Genomic DNA, 16,520 nt, shown 5'->3' with positions numbered 1-16,520 from the left:
GCTATAATATGTATGTAGTAGAAGGTGATATTATGATGAATTTTCTATTGTCATTAGACAATTGGCAATTGGCGTTACTTGGTGGTATATTAACTTGGAGCTTAACCGCTATCGGAGCTTCTTTAGTATTCTTTTTTAAAGAGATTCAAAAGAATGTTTATAACATGATGTTAGGATTCGCAGCAGGTGTAATGATTGCAGCTTCAGTATGGAGTTTAATCATTCCGGCTGTTGAAAGAGCTGAAATTCAAGGAGCGATTCCGTGGTTAGTAGCTGCGATTGGTATTTTAGCTGGATCTGGCTTTTTATATGCATTTGATAAAATCATGCCACACATTCATTTTGGTAAAGATAACTTACAAGAAGGGATTCCTACAAAACTTTCAAGAAATATTCTTTTGGTATTTTCAATAACCCTTCATAATATCCCAGAAGGACTTGCGGTTGGGGTGGCGTTCGGTGCCGTTGGTTTAGCTACAAATCCAGATACTGCATTACTGGCTGCTTTGGCTGTTGCAATTGGGATTGGTATCCAAAACTTTCCCGAAGGGGCTGCGGTATCTATTCCACTTCGCCAAGAAGGTAACTCAAGAAGAAAATCATTTTTCTATGGACAAGCCTCTGCGTTAGTAGAACCTGTATTCGCTGTAATCGGTGCAATATTGGTTAACACAGTGAGTGTCATTTTGCCTTATGCTCTAACATTTGCTGCTGGTGCGATGATATATGTTGTTATTGAAGAATTAATACCGGAATCCAAGGATATAGCAGAAGACAAAGCAGAACATTTAGCAACCTTTGGATTTGTACTAGGCTTCATCATCATGATGGTGCTTGACATCGCTTTAGGATAAAAAAAACCACACACGTGTGGCTTTTATTTAGCGTAAATAGTCGCGAGTTCGAAATAGGTTTCTTTAGTAGCTTCAATCAAACCAGTCATTTCACCATGGCCTTTACCATTTTGATGTAAGGCTTTGTGTTCAGCAGAACCTTCCCATGCGTAAAATGCTTCGCGTGAATCCCAGTAAACTGCGATTCGATATACGTCATAAGCTGGATTTTTTTCATCAATCAAAACTTCCCTTTTGATAAAACCATCCACGGTTTGTAAACGAAAAGGCTGGCTGAAGCGTTCTTGTAGAATCGCTTTTTGACCTTTTTCGACTTTTAAAATACGTGTCATTACATACATGTTTGAATCACCCTTTCGTAGGTATTCTAACAAATATCAATATTCGAGTTAAAGAATTTGATAAACATTCTATTTTAGTAAAAAATCACTATAAATAATAAGACTTTAAAGGAGTTTGTATGAAATCTATTTTTTATAAAGCCATTTATGCTGGGCTTTTAATTGGTATTGCAGCAGTAGCGTATTTGTCTGTGGACAATGCGTATTTAGGCTCACTCCTATTCGGATTTGGCCTTTTAATGATTGTATCATCAGGGTATTATCTTTATACGGGCAAAGTCGGCTATTGGGTTAAAGAGAAGAATTACATCAAAGTACTGATAACTACTCTTGGCGGAAATCTAATTGGTACATTTATTATCGGTATTATGGTTCGTTTGATGCAGCTCCCAATCATCACTAAAACTGAAGCCATCGTTGAGCTTAAGATGGAAAATGGATTGGTAAAAGTCCTAATCCTTTCGATACTATGTGGGATGATGATGTATTTAGGTGTAGATGGTTTTAGAAAAGCTAAAAATGATGTTGTGAAAGTCGTTTTAGTCTTATTCGCAGTGATGATTTTTATACTTTCTAAATTTGAACACAGTGTCGCCAACATGGCTTATTTTGTCATCAGTGCAAACTATTCTTTAAAATCATTGGTGTATTTGGTTGTAATGATCATTGGCAATGGGCTAGGTGCAATAGGGCTATGCTTCATGGACAAATCGATCGAACGCTTGGATCAACCCAAAACAGAAAATACCTAATTAATGGATCGATTTTCCCCTAATTTAATACCCTCAAAATCAGGGTCTAAATAAGCAGTAAATAACATATAATTCCATTATCTTGATGAATCCTATTTAGTAATATTATTCCCCTAAATAAAACACAACAAAATAGCCTTATTTCTTGCAATTGACGCGATAATTGTTTAAACTATTCTTACTGAGATTTCGTATCAAATATACGATTATAATTCGAATTTTGATTTATCTCGAAAGTTTTATTTTGAAATTGAGTACATAGTTTACTTAATATATTTAAATATGTTAAAGAGGAGGAATCAAATGAAAAATTCGATTTTAGTCGAAAAAATTATCGAATCTACAAAAGCCATCCTGCCTGTAGGTCTTTTAGGATTTATAATCAGTATCATCATCCGCGTAGATGGTGCCGATTTGATTAATTTTGGAATCGGTACAGCTATGTTGATATTAGGCTTAGCTCTATTCCAAATCGGTTCACTTTCGTCTACGGTTGCTTTAGCTGAAGACATTGGCATTTTCATTACTAGAAAGAAGAAACTACCCCTTTTCATTGGCGTAGCACTCGTTCTAGGTTTGATGATAACCGTAGCTGAACCCCAATTATGGGTATTGAGCGACCAATTGAAAGAGGTCATCCCACCGATTGTTTTAATTCTAACGGTTTCAATCGGAGTAGCCATCCTAATTGTGCTTGCTCTTTTGCGCATTTTATTCCAGTTCAGTTTGCAAAAAATGTTTATGTTTTTATATATCACACTATTTGTTTTGGCTGGAATTGTTTCATTCAGTAGCCCAGATTTCATTCCGGTGGCTTTTGACTCTGGTGGTGTTACTACCGGACCAATGGTATTTTCCTTTATCATGGCGTTTGGTTATGGTATTTCCCATGCTCGTGGTGATAAATCCTCCGAACTTGATGCATTCGGATTGATTGGTATCGTATCAGTAGGGCCAATATTAAGCGTATTATTATTGGGTATATTTTATAATCCTACTGCACCGGTTATCGATACGAGCTCGACATTAATGGATTATTTACTTATTAACATCGTTCAAATGGGTATTGCAATATTGCCCTTTGTATTATTCTTTTTCGTATTTCAAATTTTTGCATTCAAGTTTCCAAAAATTCGAGTATATAAAATTCTAGTGTCCTTTTTCTACACGTATTTAGGTCTAGTTTTATTCTTAACAGGCGCAAATGGTGGATTGGTGAACATTGGTACTTATATTGGGGAGTACTTTGGTGGTAATATGAAGTGGTTATTAATTCCACTGGGTATGGTATTTGGTTTATCCGTTGTTGCTGCAGAACCAGCAGTTATCGCATTAAATCGACAAGTCGAAGAAGTATCTGCAGGTGCTATTAGCCGTCGAATCATGATGATCGCATTATCGATAGGGGTATCGGTTGCGGTTGGATTATCGATGCTTCGTGTCGTTACAGGTATCAGTATCTGGTGGATTTTACTACCTGGCTATGGTATAACAATACTATTGACATTCATATCCCCAAAAATCTTCTCATCCATTGCGTTTGACTCCGGTGCAGCGGTTACCGGTGTACTAGCAACTGGATTCCTAATGCCACTTGCATTAGGTGCAGCTGCGGCAATTCCAGGCGCAAACCCATTGACCGATGCATTTGGCCTAATAGCATTGGTTGCAATGACGCCACTTATCACGATTCAATTAGTTGGGATGATGGCTCAACGTCGACAACACAAATCAAAATCAGTTGTAGTTGAAGACGAAATTATTGACTTAAAAGGAGAAAAATCATGAGATTGATGATTACAATTGTACCGAAAGGTAAAGCCGATGCAGTTGCAAAAGTCATCGGTGAAGGATTAATTCATCATCAAGAAACGATGCTTGGTCGGGGCACAGCACCAACCGATATTATGGAAATGTTGGCGATGAGTGAACGTGACAAGGAAGTTATCTTCTCGATTGTAGATGACAACGATGTTAATATGATTTATCAGGATTTAGACGAAACATTTGACTTTAAAAATTCCCATTTTGGGGTTTCCTTTACGATTGAAATCGATTCAATCGGTAAAATGGGCTTTAACTATTTATACGAAATTACGGAGGAAGAATAGTATGGAAAATCAATCATTGATATTATTCGTTTGTAATCATGGCTATGCCTATGACGCAATGGCTGAGGCTCGCAAAGCTGGAGCTCGTGGTGGAACCATTATTCATGGTAGAAGTAGTATTTCTACTGAGAAGCAAAAGTTCTTTGGGATAACAGTACATCCTGAAAAAGACATTTTAATGGTTGTGTGTACCGATGAACAAAAACAAGCATTAATGAAGGCGATGAGTTCTAAATATGGTGTGACTTCAGATGCAAAAGGCCTTTGCTTTTCACTCAAAGTTGAGGATTCTATTGGTATCAGTTTTGACCCTCTAGACTAACACTTTGAATTAACATAGAAAGAAGGCTTACCTTGGATACTTTGGTATTTGCAATCAACGCCATCGCGCCGATTGTCCTCTTGATTGTTTTAGGTTATGTTTTGATGCGAATTCGTTTCTTGGATGAGAAATTCCTTAAGATCGGTAATCGATTTGTATTTTTTGTAGCACTTCCTGTATTGCTTGCGAAAAATATTTACGACGTTAGTTCCATTAAGAACATCGAATTTGGGATTGTCATCATAGCCTTGTTAGGAATATTCATATTATTTCTAATCGGTTGGATTATAGTTTTGGCGATGGTACCCAAAGATACCCAAAAAGGGGTCGTCTTACAGTGTTTATTTAGATCAAATTTTGCAATTATTGGTGTGCCATTAGCAACCAGTTTAGGTGGAGAGGCTTCTGCTGCACTTGTCTCCATTCTAGCAGCTTTTACAATCCCTTTATTTAACATCTTAGCTGTAGTTTCACTTACCATGTTCAATAAAGAAGAAGGTTGTTTATCCTTTAAAAAAGTACTTCTAGATATCATCAAAAACCCGTTAATTATCGGGGTTTTAATTGGTACCTTGGTGTTAATTATTCGCGAGTTCATACCTATGGATGGTGATGACCTATCGTTTAGTATTAAAAATGACATACCGTTTTTATACGAAGCTATTAAAAGTGTCGCGGTGATTGCTTCACCACTGGCACTCATTATTCTAGGTGGACAGTTTAAATTTAAAGCCTTATCGAGTATGATCAAAGAAGTCAGTATAGGTGTTGTTGGTAGACTCATTTTAGCTCCAGTTGTTGGTTTTGGATTGATATATATTGCTGACGCACTCATTCCAAGTTTTGAAATGAAATCAGCTTATTTCGCTGCGATTATTGCACTTTTTGCCTCACCAGTGGCGGTATCCTCAGCAGTTATGGCTGCTGAAATGAAATCCGACGAGTCACTAGCAGCTCAATTGGTTGTCTGGACTTCCTTATTCTCAGTCTTTAGTATCTTTGGGATCATCGTTCTATTGAGAACATTTAACTTCCTTTAATAACACCCACGATGAATTCACACGATTCATCGTGTTTTATTTTGGATGTTCTTTCGTGTTTGTTGTGTGCTACAATGGATACATAACGTCGGTTTTGAGGTAACTGTATGAGCGCTGGACAATCGTTCAATCGATTTGAAAAAAAGTATCTTGTAACAAAAAAAGAAAAAGACGAACTCGTCGACTTTTTGACGTTACACTTAAAATGGGATGAATTTTCAATAGATTCCGCCTACACCATATATAATGTCTACTATGATACCCTTGATCATAACATCATTAGGCAGTCATTAGATAAACCGCCTTATAAAGCGAAATTACGCGTGAGAAGTTATCGTTGCCCGATTGGACCAGAAGATGCTGTTTATCTAGAGATTAAGAAAAAGATTCAAGGTAAAGTGACAAAACGCCGTCTAACGATGAGGTATCAAGATGTTGAAGGGTTTGTATTTAATGGCTTAAAACCAGACCCTAACGATTTTGTTTCGATTCAGGTTTTAAATGAAATCAGCTATTATTTACAGTGTAATCAGATTATCCCAAAGTACTATATCGCCTATGAACGCCGAGCTTTGACTGATGATACAGGCTTACTTCGGGTTACGATTGACGAAAGTATCCAGTATCGTGAAGATTCAGTCAGTCTTTATCAAGCCGGAGGGAAATCGTTATTGCCTAAAGACCATTACCTAATTGAAATTAAATCTGAACACAATTTTCCATTGTGGCTAGCACACAAACTATCAACAATGGGATTATTCTCAAGAAGCTTTTCTAAATATGGAGAAGCCTATCGTTTGACAATTCAAGGAGATAAATAAACATGGAAGCATTCTTAAAACTACCAATGACCAACATCACGTATACGACCGTCATCATTATTTTAATCAGTACGACTTTGCTAGGGATGTTATTATCCTTAGCGCTCGCATTTATTAGACGAAAAGAAGGGTATGATCGCTCTTTTGTTGTTACGTTGATGTTATTACCTTTAATCATATCGATCATTATTATGCTCGTATCAGATAATGTCGCAAGAGCCTTTAGTTTGGCAGGCGTATTCACCCTAGTTCGCTTTAGAACCACGGTCAGTGACACCAAAGATATTACTTTTGTCTTTTCTACGGTTGCGATTGGTTTATCCACGGGGATGGGGTATATCGGATACGCAATGATTATTACAGCCTTTATCATTGCAGTATTATTAGTCATTCATGCATTGAAACTCGATGAGATTAAAGATAACCATGCGAAACTAAAAATCGTTGTTCCAGAAAGCCTCAATTATGTCGGTGCGTTTGAACCGGTATTAACATCGTATTGTACTTTTTCAAAGCTTAAGAAAGTTAAAACAACAGACTTTGGTACTACATTTGAATTAACCTATTTAGTCAATATGAAATCGGGTATCAGCCAAAAGGCATTCATTGATGATTTACGTGTAATCAATGGCAACCTAAATATCATTCTTACACAGGAATATATTGAAAGAAGTCTCGATTAAAGATGAAGGCATTTCAATATCGAATCTCAGTAGAAATTGAGGTCCCTCGTCAAAAAGTAATAGAAACATTGTTTGATTATGAACAGTTTAAGAATTATCAAGAACCACCTCTAAAACGCTATGAACTCAAGCAGGGAGAATGGCTGAAAAAAGGCGCGGTTGTCGATTTGGTATATGCTTATAAGAAAACAGAATTACACATGGCAGAAATAACAGTCGAAGTCGATTTGCCTGATTCGATTCACCAATTATATATTTTAGGTGAAGTAAAGAATAAGTGCATATCGACATTTACAGATACCAAAAAAGGCACACTTTGGAGTATGGATGTCACTTTTCAGTTTGAAACAGATAGTAATCAAAATAAACTAGAGTATATGAAAAAAACCGAAGAAGATATGGTCACTTTTAAACATTATGCGGAGCACTTATGATTCGATTAGCAACTAATAATGATATAAAATTCATTCAAGAAGTATATAAAGACGGTCGTGAACTGATTGCTTCCTATGGGTCACCTCAGTGGCAAAACAATTACCCATCGATTGAAGTTACACAGTCAGATATTGATAATAAGGCTTTGTACGTATATGAAGATTTAGAAATATTGGGTGTGATGACTGTATTTGATTATGAACCTACATATGAGTTTAGTGAAGGTGCTTGGATATCATCAAAACCCTACAAAGTGATTCACCGGATTGCGACTAGAAAAGGGCATTATGGAAAAGGTATATCTGCTAAAATGATTGATTTTGTTTTTAGAGACTTACATGCAAAAAGTATTCGAATTGATACCCATGAACTCAATCTACCTATGCAAAATCTATTAAAAAAACTAGGATTTACGTATTGTGGAAAGATATATTTGAATCAAGCAACTGATCGCATGCGCTTGGCTTATCAAAAAGATACTTTTTGAAAAAAGTCTTTGACAAATGAATGTTATTCATTATAATAGAATATGGCTGGAGGCTTAGCTCAGCGGGAGAGCACTTGCTTGACGTGCAAGGGGTCATGGGTTCAATCCCCTTAGCCTCCACCATTCATAATTTAAGCATCATTTTCTTGACTTTATAATATCTCTGCAAAGATATTTTTTACCACATAGAGTGGTTAATCCTTAATTACAATTTACTTCATATCGTGGTAAAAGTCAAGGAGGAAATTAAGAAATGAATAGATTAAAAGAAATTCGCATCGGAAAAGGTATTACTCAGGCTGAACTTGCTAGAGCATTAAAAGTAAGCCAACAGGCCATTTCATCCTATGAAAGTGGCACAAGGGCGATGGATTATAACTTCATTATTCGAGCATCTCTTTATCTCGAAGTTACTCCTAATGATCTTCTCGATTTCAAAGAAGAGTATAAAAATTATACAGAATATCTCATATCATTAAAGAATGAGAAGTCTATTTCTTGAATTTTATGAAAGGTTGATAGCAAAATGAACAATCAAAATCCTACTGATAAAAATACAGTTATATCTGAAACTAAAATTGATATTCGGGATAGCGCTAAAAATTTAATCGAGGCTATAAAAGAGGCTGAAAAAAACACTCCAAAAGCACCGGTGAAGAAATGAATACCCCAACAGAGTGGATTTCAGCTTTGGCTGCGTTATTATCTGTATTTACAGCTTTAGTATCTTTTTTTAGTTTCATTAGATTTTCTAAATCGCATAATGAAATTGAAATTATGAAAATTTTACTGGAACAAAGAAATAATTATTTTGATGTTGTTAAAGATAAAAGCATTGATAAAAAATCAAATATATATAATGCAGCAGTTGAAAATTTTCTTAATGCTTTTGAATATGCTGTAAGATTTTATGATTTAAAAAAAATCAATCAAAAATGGTTCATCTTAACATTTAAAGATGATATTAAATTGTATCTTACAGAAAATATAGATGTCAAGAAGATTTTCGAAGATAATAAGACTGATTTTAAAGCCCTAAATAAGTTCTTAAATACGGTCATATTAAATCCTAATAAGTAGAAAGTTGGTAGATAAATGGATAATTTTGGTTTTTTAACTCTTGGATTCATAATTCTTCTTTTAGTAATAGCACTTGTTTTTACAAAATATCCAATAGAAGAAATCAAGGATGGAAACGGCAAGATTATCATCCTAATTTATCAAACTAGAATAACCCAATTCTTAGTTATAGATAAGTTAATTAATAGAAAAATAAATTTTTCAACTTTTAGAGATGCTGAAGCTTATATTTATCGTAGATTAAATAGGTGGGAAATGCATCCTGTTTTAAGTGGTGAAGATAATAATTTAGATTAGAGAGAGCCTTTTTTGGCTCTCTTTTTTATGCTATTTTCCAATTATTGTAATTTTGATATTCTTCAAATGCTTTATCTTTATCATGTTCGATGTAAATCATGGTTGTCGTTACTCTTGAATGGTCTAACATCTTTTGAATATGTTGAATGGCCATACCGTTTTCAGCCAATAACGAGCCAAATGTTTTTCTGAATCTATGGGAATGTAAGCGATCCATTTGAGTCCATCTTTTCAATCTTCTATAAAAATTCTTCATATCTGATTTTGTCAAGGGTCTATTTTGTAAAAAGTTCCAAAAAAGAAATGGACTATGATTATTCATTCTAATTATTTCTATAATGGATTCACGACTAAATTCAGAGAACGGAGCATACCGAACCTTGCCATTTTTTGTTGTTTCAAGATAAATTCTCATCAAATCAAAATCAATGTTTCTTATCTTGATATCAAGAAGTTCACTGATTCTAACCCCAGAATCGAGTAAGAGCAGTATAGCTGTTCTGTATACGATACTATTTTTGCTATATTCCATTTGAAGTAAGTACTGGATGATTAGTTTTAAGTCTTCATGGAAAAGTCTTTTAAATGGTTTTGTATCGCTTGGTAACAGTTTGAACTTCTGAAAGGAAGTATTAACCTCATAATGTTTCATAACACTTTTAAGAAAACGAATATTCTTGTTAATGCTATTGTTGTGGTTCTTGGTGTTTTTCCTATACCAATCGACTATATGATATCCAGTGTTAATTGTAATTTGATTTAACTTCTTGATTTTTAAGTCTTTTAAACAGTGTGTTAAATGCTTAACGTAGTATTCTTGAATGAAAATACTACTAGGTTTTAATGTAGCTGAAGTAAGTAAATGGTACTCTAATAATGCCTTTGATACATTCATGTTAATCTCCCTTGTAATTGTCCCAAGTAGCGTATTCCTAACGAATAGAATAACATAATTACGAAAGAATTAAACTATAGGCATGAAGCATTAATGTGAGTAAAACTATACCATTAACAAAAGTTGAATGCACTTTAATAATTTTTTATTTGACAAATGTAACAATATGGAATAATATTAAGTTGCCTTAGGTAAGTGAGATATCACTAGGCCTAGTACCTAATTTATCAATGTTATGGCACCTAATCGGTGTTAAAAGTCACTATTCCATGGTGGCTTTTTATTTTGTTTGACATTCTAAATTGGTTATTATATAATCACGTTGTAAGCGGATTAACTGCTACAATCCAACTTAGTGTTAAGCAATTAGCACTATACTGAAAGCCACGGAACGTGGCTTTTGTTTATTTATAGCGTTTCTTTCGAGATAATTCATATTCGGCTATATCCCTATTATCAACTTTTATTTTACTTTTATTGACTAATGGGGGTTCACCGACTTTAAAGTGTTTTCTAGTCAACTCACTTTTTGATTTTGTTGAACTATCCACATAACTTTTTTGTTTTAATTTTGTGTTTTTCAACGGAACCATCATTTTTTTGTTAATTTCAGCTTTTGTTGCTTTTGTAGAAATGTCTGAGATTTGAACTTTCTTACTAGACTTTTCTATGCCAACCATTACTGGTCTTTTATTAGATGACTTTGATCCTTTAATCTCTGTATATTTTTGTAATCTATTCTTCTCGATCACATGTGATGGATCAATAAAATAGATATCCCCAACATAACCCTTTTTTTTCTTCAAATCAGATTACACTCCTTTTAAAAATATATCTACATAAATAGGATATATATTCTATATATCCTATTATGTCATATCAAATATGACATCCTATTTTTCCTTATCGGCTTTCTTAGCTTTCTTTTCAAGCTCTTTAGTTTGTTCAAGAAGCTCTTTTTCTTTCTTCTTCAATTGAAGTTCTTGATATAGTAACTTGTCTTCGGCCATAGACTGCTGAAGCTTTTTATTTTCCATTTCAAGTTTCTTATTCTCAAGCGATATTTCTTTAAACTTTTCCTCATAATCGGAATTGATTTCAATAAGACTAGCTTTCTTGATTTCAATAGCGTAGAGTTCTCTTTCAGCTTGAGCCTTTTCAATGTTGAATCTATATCGTTTGTAGACTGGAATAAAAATAATATTCCATATTTGCCACATGATATAAAGACCAATTGTAATCGTTAAAGCTAAGATTACAAAGCTTAACAATACCCATAGAAGAATCACGACAATATTGGGCATGTTATCCCACCTTTCTAATATTCATTTTGTCTTTTGGAAGATTTGCAAATATATGTGCTTGGTTAAGTGAGTTGAATCTATCGAACTCCATGGAGAACTTAGGCTTAAACCATTCTTTAACCAAGGTTTTTTCAATACCTTTTTTACCTCGTTTGAACGCATATGTGTAGACATTCCACCCGATAATATCTTTTTCAAATAACCCGTCTTTTATCCATTTTCTAACTGGGATATCCCGGACGATTTCCACTTCATGAATGAACTTAAAGAATGACATAACTTGTGTATCTGTAGTATCAATTTGTGAAGCGATATAAACGTATGGGATAGAAGCGTGTCGCATTCTAGCAAAGAATGTAATCATTGGGATTACTTTATTGTTGTAGTCATTGGTTTTATTTTGTCTGTGATTATTGTTGGCCAACCACTCATCCATGACAATCGTGTTAAAGTGTTCTGTGTCAAATGATTTTAACTGTGTGGCCAAGTACTTATCCTTTTGAGAATCGTATTCAATACCGAAAAACTCCTCGACTTCAAATAGCCTGCGATTCACTGTATAAGCTAAGCGTTGTTGATCCAAATAGGGTATTTCCATTTCTACGTTTACATAGGCAGATTTACCCGTTTTAAATCGTATTTCATCAGTGATATCATAGATGATTGAAGATTTACCACCACCCGGTAAAGCTACAATATAATGAATACCTGGTATTAAGAATAAGTTATCCTCAAAGGAGTTCATTCGTTTGTAATACCATAACCAAAGACGTGTGAATGGCGTTGATTTTCTAGCTAGTCCATATAATGGCATTGCTAAATCAACCGCTTTGTTTATGATGAATTGATTAATGTTTGCTAAAAAGTCTATGGAGTAAACTAACAATGAAGTCGATTTTAGAACACCTTGGTTGCTAATCGCTATCAGATGGTCATTAAATCTTTCAATCTTGGTGAAAAATGACTCGTATTTGATGATTACTGAAGATACCTTATTGTCATATGAATCGAAGTCAAATGTTAAACCAAGGTCAACGGAATTAATCGGATTACTATGAATATTTTCATTTTTATGGAGTTCAATCATATGTTAGAACCTTAATACAAAACGTAAGTAAAACCATGAACCAAGGAGTATCAATACTAACAACAACCAAAATAACACCCCACCAATTGTACCAGTTATCATTTTTGTATCTTCAATTACCCTTTTATACGTTTTGATTCCAAGAGCCGCACCGAATATTGAAATGATGATTAACGCACTGGGTACTATCCAGTCCAGTGCGTTTTTAAGTTCATCACCAAGTTTTAATAAATCTAGCATACTCATATGCTACTCACTCCCATAAGTATTAACACGATTAATATAATCGTTCCGGTTATCACAATCCCCATGGGCGTGAATACTGTTTTAGTTGCCGTAGTTACAAGCGCTACCGCTTTAATCACATACGATAAGACAACAAGAAGAACTGAAGCGATAATAATGATGACAACCCATGTAACCCAAGAGTTCCAGTCAATGTTTTTGAAATCGATAAGTTTAAAGAAATCAAATGGGTTATCAATCGGCGTATCAAACTCGATTCCACCCTCAAACTTTGGCATATCTGGTATAACAATTTTCGGATAAGGCTTACTGAACTCAACACCATTCTCAATGTACCGAATGTTAACGATAACCACATCTTTAGCTCTTACGTTTACCGCCGGGAATTCACTGTAACTTCCCATGAAAATTTCATAGACGTTATACCCACCAATGAAAATATCTGTAGACTTATAAAGCTTTAAATCAGAAGCCGGTTTATTTTGGTTGATGTAGTTCACGAATGTGGATTTGTAAGAATCCGTTGGATTACTTATTGGACTAATGACGTCTTCTAAAAATAGGTTTGGTTCACTGTTTTTGATTAAACCGTTATAAATACCAAATCCACTGCCCCACCATGGTAAGGTTTGAATCACTTCATCCCCCTTGGTAAAAGTTTTGTTTTTAACTTCACGCCACGAAGATGTACCAACTGGCCATTGGTATTGATACTTATAGCTCATGATGACAGATACTAAATCATCCACACCATAAGGTATAACCAAGTCAACGTACATGTTATAGTTCGATTTGACGTGTGGCATTCCAAAAATGGAAACATCAGAGGTTCTAATCCACTCACCAGTATTAACGTTATAGATTACCCACGCATTAGCTGCGATATGATAGCTAGTTGGTTTTAATGCTGAAGTAAGAATAAACCATATAAACTTATCTTCGCCCTGGGTGTAATAATAAGCCTTGGCTGGGTCTTCACCTAGGAATGAGAATGAAATATCTTGAGCGAGGTAGTTCACCCCTTGGTAGAGAATATTTGTGTTATAGTTACCGTTGCTGAGTTTGGTAAAAGTAACATGTCCAACTCGACTATTAAAATCACTCTTATCGATATCAGCTACAGTTCCAATGGTCTTAGGTAAATCGTTCCATCCCTCAATAATATTTCCATCAAAAATGTACTTGACTTTATAGACTGTATCGACATAAATTTTGTTGATCGATTTATCCCAAACATTCTGGTCTAAAGTATAACCGTTGGGTGGATTAGGGATTGTAGTTGGAGCGACCGGAGTACCCCCAATATTGACATAATGAACCTTTAGAACTTTATCATCAGAACCCACGAAGTAAGCTATGACGGTATTACTTGGTTTATAGAATCGATCGATTTCCATATCAGAAATAGCTCGAACTGTTGTATTTTCGGTATTGGTTGTTAAGAAACCATTGATTGCAGTCTTGGAATATGAATACGTTGAAGTATCGTACCCAGGGAACACAATTGGATCATTGTAGTTCATGGTCAAAGTAGATGAATCATTAATGGTGTTACTGTAATACAACCTCGTTGTTACATTAACCGAATTTTTGTAGAAATATAGTGATGTTGAGGAGTTATAAGTAAAGCGATAAATGGCCACATTTTGAGTTTGGCCAACTTTTTTTAACATGACATAAAAACCCTCACCGTAGTTCTCAAAATGAATATAATCGAACGCTGTAGTTTGGATTTCATGTTTTCTAGTGATCGTACCAGTCGGTGATTTAGAGTCAATTATGAAAGATGTATACTCCATGGATGGAATACCAATATCATAATTAAAATATGGGTCATTACCCACGTCTGGCATATTGAAGTAATAATTATTATCGGTATGTACGATTGTCTTGTAGTTACCATGACCCTCTTCAGATACCCAATCAAACATAGGTACTGACATTTTGATGAATACCTTGTTATCTTTCATCTCATGGTAAAGATTAGCTTGGTAGTTTGAAGCGTCCGGGTTGGATGTTTTAAACCCAACCCAAACACTCGCTTGTAATGAGATTGTGGATAGAAGAATACCGGTAAGTAGTAAAACGAATGTTGTGATTAACTTTTTCATTTGCTACCCCTTTCTTGAAGACTATCTGTAACGTCTTCTATTTCGCTTTGAAGCTTTTACTTGTGCTTTGTAAAAGGCTACTAATCCGAAGATTGAAATCATAAGGACTAATGCGCCACCAACGTAATAAATTTCAGTTTGGTACTTCTCGAAGAAACTACCATTTGGATCTTCAATAACGATTGTATCTTCGCCCTCATCTGCTTCTAAAACAACTAAAGCAAATGAATGAACGTCCTCATTACCGGCCGTATCACGAAGCATTAATGACATGGCGTAAACACCCGGTGTTTCTTCATTGCCCGTGTACTCGTCATGAACGAAGTTAAATGACGTTTGAGATGTAATATTGATTTGGCCAGTTGCGATTAACAAATCGATCATTTGTTGTCTTGTTAATGTTGCTGGTGGCACAAGCTTAATCGATACACCATCTTGGATATACCAGACTGCGCCAAGTTTATCGGATACATTAACGGTTACTGTGTGTGTCGCTGTGTTGCCTTTGGAATCGGCTACTTCAAAAATAATAGTATATGAACCGACCTTGTGACCATTACCAGTGAAGTTATCTTGCTTAACTACAATTTGTGGAGTTTTATTACCCTCTTTAGCGTCCGTAGCTGTTAGTTGAGCTTTAATCTCTGATACAGATAAATTGGCGTTATTATTCTTTATTAATGTTGCTGGACCACTAAAAACAGGTGCTATATCATCAATGACTTCAATTTGCTTGGTGAACGTTCCTTTATTGCTTGAACCATCTGTTACAGCAAAGACGATATTGTATGTTCCGAGATTTGTTTTATTTGATGTGTAAGCGTCTGATTCAATGACGATATTCGAGTTGTTTAAAGTATAGTAGTTGTCACTTACTGTTAAAGTCGATTTAAACGAAGAGATATTATAAGTTTGGGTATAACTGATTTGAACTTTCGACGAGTTCCCATTAATGACTGGTTGAGTAAAATCACCAACTGTAACCCAAACTTCAAGTGTGGATTCATTTTGAGCGGCGTCTTTTACGCCAAACACGATATTATAGCGACCTAAAACGGTTTTGTTAGTCGTATAGTTATCGGTTTTCACATAAATATTTGCGGTAATGTCACCATCTGTTTCGTCAATTGCTTTTAATGTCGATTTAAAATAATTAACATCTTTTGGAGCGTCTACTGAAGTAACGAATTCTTCTTGACCACTAATCGCAGGGCGGTAGTTATCGATATTTGGGGCTTCAACCTCTAATTTATAACTTGCGTTCTTAGAGTATTCATAGCTACTAGAAACGTTGTAGTCAAAATAGAGTAAGAAGTTTGACCCTACAAAATCGATTTGAACATAAGTGTCACCACCCGGAACAGCGACATAATCGGCTACTAAATCTTGTAACAATGTACCATTGGATTGATAAAGTTTCATTGAAGTCCAACCCTGAGGTAACTGAACAATCGTACCAGAATACTCTGGTGGCAGTAGATTAGGGTTAAAAGTACCATTAGCCGAGCTACTAATATCTAGATAGTATTTATTATTCATGAAATACCATCCCGGAACATTAGCCGCATTAATTCTTGGTGTGATAGCAAGAATTGATAAGACTGAAACAAAAATGGTTAAGACTAAAGTTAATAATTTTTTCATTGTGTCCTCG

General features: G+C 35.0%; 22 protein-coding genes and 1 tRNA gene. 15 read left to right on the top strand and 8 right to left on the bottom strand.

The genetic code is table 11. The annotated features are described in order from the left end of the window. The first annotated feature begins 32 nt into the window (after positions 1-32). On the top strand, positions 33-854 hold the full coding sequence (locus N7603_RS03660) for a ZIP family metal transporter (protein ID WP_262095992.1): 822 nt from the start codon (positions 33-35) through the stop codon (positions 852-854). Between the two features lie 23 nt (positions 855-877). Here the strand turns inward: N7603_RS03660 and N7603_RS03655 are convergent, their stop codons facing one another. Further along, a complete protein-coding gene (locus N7603_RS03655; protein WP_262095991.1) occupies positions 878-1,195 on the bottom strand; it encodes an antibiotic biosynthesis monooxygenase in 318 nt (105 codons plus the stop codon). 119 nt (positions 1,196-1,314) lie between these two features. On the opposite strand from N7603_RS03655, the gene N7603_RS03650 reads away from it, so the two are divergent. The 14 genes from N7603_RS03650 (at position 1,315) to N7603_RS03585 (ending at position 9,223) form a co-directional block, all read left to right on the top strand. Continuing rightward, positions 1,315-1,947, top strand: a complete 633-nt coding sequence (locus N7603_RS03650) for a formate/nitrite transporter family protein (protein WP_262095990.1) — start codon at positions 1,315-1,317, stop codon at positions 1,945-1,947. Positions 1,948-2,250: 303 nt separating this feature from the next. After that, on the top strand, positions 2,251-3,735 hold the full coding sequence (locus tag N7603_RS03645) for a DUF1538 domain-containing protein (protein ID WP_262095989.1): 1,485 nt from the start codon (positions 2,251-2,253) through the stop codon (positions 3,733-3,735). Continuing rightward, the gene (locus N7603_RS03640; protein ID WP_262095988.1) at positions 3,732-4,058 is read left to right on the top strand and encodes a hypothetical protein; all 327 of its coding nucleotides are present in this window, start codon (positions 3,732-3,734) and stop codon (positions 4,056-4,058) included. The genes N7603_RS03645 and N7603_RS03640 overlap by 4 nt, the downstream gene beginning before the upstream one ends. A 1-nt stretch (position 4,059) precedes the next feature. Beyond that, the gene (locus tag N7603_RS03635) at positions 4,060-4,380 is read left to right on the top strand and encodes a hypothetical protein (RefSeq protein ID WP_262095987.1); all 321 of its coding nucleotides are present in this window, start codon (positions 4,060-4,062) and stop codon (positions 4,378-4,380) included. Between the two features lie 32 nt (positions 4,381-4,412). Further along, positions 4,413-5,420, top strand: a complete 1,008-nt coding sequence (locus N7603_RS03630) for an AEC family transporter (protein WP_262095986.1) — start codon at positions 4,413-4,415, stop codon at positions 5,418-5,420. Between the two features lie 107 nt (positions 5,421-5,527). Next, a complete protein-coding gene (locus tag N7603_RS03625) occupies positions 5,528-6,241 on the top strand; it encodes a polyphosphate polymerase domain-containing protein (protein ID WP_262095985.1) in 714 nt (237 codons plus the stop codon). A gap of 2 nt (positions 6,242-6,243) precedes the next feature. Continuing rightward, on the top strand, positions 6,244-6,924 hold the full coding sequence (locus N7603_RS03620; RefSeq protein WP_262095984.1) for a DUF4956 domain-containing protein: 681 nt from the start codon (positions 6,244-6,246) through the stop codon (positions 6,922-6,924). Positions 6,925-6,926: 2 nt separating this feature from the next. After that, positions 6,927-7,358, top strand: coding sequence for an SRPBCC family protein (locus tag N7603_RS03615; protein ID WP_262095983.1), 432 nt, complete (start codon positions 6,927-6,929; stop codon positions 7,356-7,358). Further along, complete coding sequence (locus tag N7603_RS03610) at positions 7,355-7,846, top strand: GNAT family N-acetyltransferase (protein WP_262095982.1); 492 nt, start codon at positions 7,355-7,357, stop codon at positions 7,844-7,846. Before N7603_RS03615 ends, N7603_RS03610 begins: the two co-directional genes overlap by 4 nt. A 48-nt stretch (positions 7,847-7,894) precedes the next feature. Further along, positions 7,895-7,969, top strand: a tRNA-Val gene (locus N7603_RS03605). Between the two features lie 130 nt (positions 7,970-8,099). Continuing rightward, positions 8,100-8,348 carry a helix-turn-helix transcriptional regulator gene (locus N7603_RS03600; RefSeq protein ID WP_262095981.1) on the top strand — a complete coding sequence of 83 codons (249 nt, stop codon included), beginning with the start codon at positions 8,100-8,102 and terminating at the stop codon, positions 8,346-8,348. A gap of 24 nt (positions 8,349-8,372) precedes the next feature. Continuing rightward, positions 8,373-8,510 carry a hypothetical protein gene (locus tag N7603_RS03595; RefSeq protein ID WP_262095980.1) on the top strand — a complete coding sequence of 46 codons (138 nt, stop codon included), beginning with the start codon at positions 8,373-8,375 and terminating at the stop codon, positions 8,508-8,510. Next, the gene (locus N7603_RS03590) at positions 8,507-8,926 is read left to right on the top strand and encodes a hypothetical protein (protein ID WP_262095979.1); all 420 of its coding nucleotides are present in this window, start codon (positions 8,507-8,509) and stop codon (positions 8,924-8,926) included. Before N7603_RS03595 ends, N7603_RS03590 begins: the two co-directional genes overlap by 4 nt. Before the next feature lie 15 nt (positions 8,927-8,941). Then, positions 8,942-9,223 carry a hypothetical protein gene (locus tag N7603_RS03585; protein ID WP_262095978.1) on the top strand — a complete coding sequence of 94 codons (282 nt, stop codon included), beginning with the start codon at positions 8,942-8,944 and terminating at the stop codon, positions 9,221-9,223. A 25-nt stretch (positions 9,224-9,248) separates the two neighbouring features. Here the strand turns inward: N7603_RS03585 and N7603_RS03580 are convergent, their stop codons facing one another. The 7 genes from N7603_RS03580 to N7603_RS03550 all read right to left on the bottom strand — a co-directional run bounded on the left by N7603_RS03580 (position 9,249) and on the right by N7603_RS03550 (position 16,510). Next, complete coding sequence (locus tag N7603_RS03580; RefSeq protein ID WP_262095977.1) at positions 9,249-10,118, bottom strand: tyrosine-type recombinase/integrase; 870 nt, start codon at positions 10,116-10,118, stop codon at positions 9,249-9,251. Positions 10,119-10,522: 404 nt separating this feature from the next. Next, entirely contained in the window at positions 10,523-10,924 is a 402-nt protein-coding gene (locus tag N7603_RS03575; protein WP_262095976.1) for a hypothetical protein, read from the bottom strand. Between the two features lie 87 nt (positions 10,925-11,011). After that, on the bottom strand, positions 11,012-11,422 hold the full coding sequence (locus N7603_RS03570; RefSeq protein WP_262095975.1) for a hypothetical protein: 411 nt from the start codon (positions 11,420-11,422) through the stop codon (positions 11,012-11,014). A 1-nt stretch (position 11,423) separates the two neighbouring features. Continuing rightward, positions 11,424-12,509: a hypothetical protein gene (locus tag N7603_RS03565; protein WP_262095974.1), complete on the bottom strand. Its 1,086-nt coding sequence runs from the start codon at positions 12,507-12,509 to the stop codon at positions 11,424-11,426. 3 nt (positions 12,510-12,512) lie between these two features. Further along, on the bottom strand, positions 12,513-12,755 hold the full coding sequence (locus tag N7603_RS03560) for a hypothetical protein (protein WP_262095972.1): 243 nt from the start codon (positions 12,753-12,755) through the stop codon (positions 12,513-12,515). Then, positions 12,752-14,866, bottom strand: coding sequence for a hypothetical protein (locus tag N7603_RS03555; protein ID WP_262095971.1), 2,115 nt, complete (start codon positions 14,864-14,866; stop codon positions 12,752-12,754). The genes N7603_RS03560 and N7603_RS03555 overlap by 4 nt, the downstream gene beginning before the upstream one ends. A 21-nt stretch (positions 14,867-14,887) precedes the next feature. Continuing rightward, positions 14,888-16,510: a DUF5011/hyalin repeat domain-containing protein gene (locus tag N7603_RS03550; protein WP_262095970.1), complete on the bottom strand. Its 1,623-nt coding sequence runs from the start codon at positions 16,508-16,510 to the stop codon at positions 14,888-14,890. Positions 16,511-16,520: the final 10 nt, after the last annotated feature.

Source organism: Paracholeplasma vituli (genome assembly GCF_025446935.1).
In the GTDB taxonomy this organism is placed as follows: Bacteria; Bacillota_I; Bacilli_A; order Acholeplasmatales; family UBA5453; genus Paracholeplasma; species Paracholeplasma vituli.
The sequence above is the reverse complement of the archived record's forward strand: the minus strand, read 5'-3'. Positions and strand labels throughout refer to the sequence as shown.

Coding starts and splice junctions, on each gene's coding strand:
- N7603_RS03660 (WP_262095992.1), top strand. CDS start 33: ATGATGAATTTTCTATTGTCATTAGACAATTGGCAATTGGCGTTACTT.
- N7603_RS03610 (WP_262095982.1), top strand. CDS start 7,355: ATGATTCGATTAGCAACTAATAATGATATAAAATTCATTCAAGAAGTA.
- N7603_RS03645 (WP_262095989.1), top strand. CDS start 2,251: ATGAAAAATTCGATTTTAGTCGAAAAAATTATCGAATCTACAAAAGCC.
- N7603_RS03595 (WP_262095980.1), top strand. CDS start 8,373: ATGAACAATCAAAATCCTACTGATAAAAATACAGTTATATCTGAAACT.
- N7603_RS03655 (WP_262095991.1), bottom strand. CDS start 1,195: ATGTATGTAATGACACGTATTTTAAAAGTCGAAAAAGGTCAAAAAGCG.
- N7603_RS03635 (WP_262095987.1), top strand. CDS start 4,060: ATGGAAAATCAATCATTGATATTATTCGTTTGTAATCATGGCTATGCC.
- N7603_RS03580 (WP_262095977.1), bottom strand. CDS start 10,118: ATGAATGTATCAAAGGCATTATTAGAGTACCATTTACTTACTTCAGCT.
- N7603_RS03585 (WP_262095978.1), top strand. CDS start 8,942: ATGGATAATTTTGGTTTTTTAACTCTTGGATTCATAATTCTTCTTTTA.
- N7603_RS03560 (WP_262095972.1), bottom strand. CDS start 12,755: ATGAGTATGCTAGATTTATTAAAACTTGGTGATGAACTTAAAAACGCA.
- N7603_RS03590 (WP_262095979.1), top strand. CDS start 8,507: ATGAATACCCCAACAGAGTGGATTTCAGCTTTGGCTGCGTTATTATCT.
- N7603_RS03550 (WP_262095970.1), bottom strand. CDS start 16,510: ATGAAAAAATTATTAACTTTAGTCTTAACCATTTTTGTTTCAGTCTTA.
- N7603_RS03565 (WP_262095974.1), bottom strand. CDS start 12,509: ATGATTGAACTCCATAAAAATGAAAATATTCATAGTAATCCGATTAAT.
- N7603_RS03625 (WP_262095985.1), top strand. CDS start 5,528: ATGAGCGCTGGACAATCGTTCAATCGATTTGAAAAAAAGTATCTTGTA.
- N7603_RS03555 (WP_262095971.1), bottom strand. CDS start 14,866: ATGAAAAAGTTAATCACAACATTCGTTTTACTACTTACCGGTATTCTT.
- N7603_RS03640 (WP_262095988.1), top strand. CDS start 3,732: ATGAGATTGATGATTACAATTGTACCGAAAGGTAAAGCCGATGCAGTT.
- N7603_RS03650 (WP_262095990.1), top strand. CDS start 1,315: ATGAAATCTATTTTTTATAAAGCCATTTATGCTGGGCTTTTAATTGGT.
- N7603_RS03620 (WP_262095984.1), top strand. CDS start 6,244: ATGGAAGCATTCTTAAAACTACCAATGACCAACATCACGTATACGACC.
- N7603_RS03570 (WP_262095975.1), bottom strand. CDS start 11,422: ATGCCCAATATTGTCGTGATTCTTCTATGGGTATTGTTAAGCTTTGTA.
- N7603_RS03615 (WP_262095983.1), top strand. CDS start 6,927: ATGAAGGCATTTCAATATCGAATCTCAGTAGAAATTGAGGTCCCTCGT.
- N7603_RS03600 (WP_262095981.1), top strand. CDS start 8,100: ATGAATAGATTAAAAGAAATTCGCATCGGAAAAGGTATTACTCAGGCT.